The organism is Desulfocicer vacuolatum DSM 3385, from assembly GCF_900176365.1.
GTDB lineage: Bacteria > Desulfobacterota > Desulfobacteria > Desulfobacterales > Desulfobacteraceae > Desulfocicer > Desulfocicer vacuolatum.
In genome coordinates, this window is sequence record NZ_FWXY01000074.1 from 1 (window position 1) to 1,524 (window position 1,524).

Annotated in this window: 1 protein-coding gene and 1 pseudogene; both read right to left on the reverse strand. The window is 37.9% G+C overall.

Annotated elements, in window-relative coordinates; translation table 11 throughout:
* Positions 1-338 (reverse strand): annotated as a pseudogene (locus B9A32_RS21235) (IS4 family transposase); the annotation flags it as partial.
* A gap of 238 nt (positions 339-576) precedes the next feature.
* Positions 577-1,524, reverse strand: a 948-nt coding sequence (locus tag B9A32_RS20955; protein ID WP_139795848.1) for an IS1380 family transposase, incomplete at its 5' end; no start/stop codon positions are given.

A 1,524-nucleotide genomic window follows, 5' to 3' on the forward strand; every position in this document is an offset into this window, starting at 1 on the left:
CAAAGTTCCTCAAAGACATATTGAAGTTGTTCGAGTCCTCGATCATTAATGGCTTCACAAAAACTGCTGAGACTGATACCACCATCAGGCGCTATGTTATTTTTGGCAAAATCATCTTCTTTCATGCACTGGACAAGATCTCTTGCAGACTCATGCTCTTGAAGGTGATAGAATAATAAAGCATTGAGTTGGTCTTCAAACGTCATTTTCAATGGCCGATACCCCCTTGAATTAAGCGCAGGGGTAGTGAGCAGAATTTTTTGTAGAGGTAGCAGATATTGTATAAAGGATTCAGCATCAAATTTGATCTTTTGTTTTTTGCATTGGGTTATGGGCATTAACTTCTCCTTGTTATAGAATCAATTACAACAAGACAAAAGCAATGCTTAGGTAGCTCTTATTTTTTAATAAATCAAGTGTTTTATATTCTTTTTTAAGCATGCAAAAACCTAACCGGACATCACTGATTTGTGTTACAATTTTTAGTCATGATCACTTGGTGCCTTCCTTTTGCTATGATTGGGTTATGACTCACCATTTCAACCCGTTTAAAATGGCTGTCCGTTTATCCCTTGATTATGAAAATTCAAATTTTTTCAAAAGGAAAAGAAAATTGAAAACATGGTTGAGTTGATTATTATATCCGACAATCCGATAGACAATTTTTCTGGATTTTTTGATAATCAGACATGGAATATTAATAAAGGTACGGATGAATCGCTTAAATTCCATTTTCATAATCTGATTCCCCAGAACCCGGTAAGGCATCAACATTCCATACCATGCTTTGAGATCCCATGCCAAGGCGGCTATGACCATATAGGCCCAATTGGAATTCAGTGTGTTTGAAGGCGCTTTCAGGGCTTGAACTCCATTCTTCAACTGTTCAATGTCGTTTTCATGGTTTGCCCGATCCCGATAAAGATGAATCAAGGATTCCGTACTTTTGACCTGGTCATTGGTGATATAGAAAAAAAATCGACAATCATCAAAAAGTTGTTCCTCTCCTTTTGAGACATTGATTATTTTTCTGATAGCGATCATTCGATATGATTTCTGGCATTTTCCCGGCTGATACTCAAATTCAGCAAAAAATTCGCATTCGGTCTGAAGATTTTTAAATTTTCTATTTTTTACTACCTGGGCCTTTATGTTTTCCGGTTTTTCACGTTCCTGAGTCTTTATCACCCGCTGAGGTTTATTGAACAACTGCCATTCTGTTTCTGAGATATCACAGGCTTTTTTTATCAAATTCTTTTTGGCATCCATACCAAAGATAAAGGTGCACCTTTCATCCCATCTGTCAAAATTGCCGGTCAGGCTAAAATCTGTATCCCCGCGCAGTATCACTTTTTCAAAATCAGGGCAAACAAGGTCAAGGCTTTTATCAATCCAGTGGGCTGATCCAAGGTGAGATGGCGCATTTCCTGATCGATTGACAATGTAAAGGGGTTCGCGGGTTCTATTCAATGAGACAATCAAAGGAGCATAGCCCCATATCCCTTTATAAGAAATATCCATCCC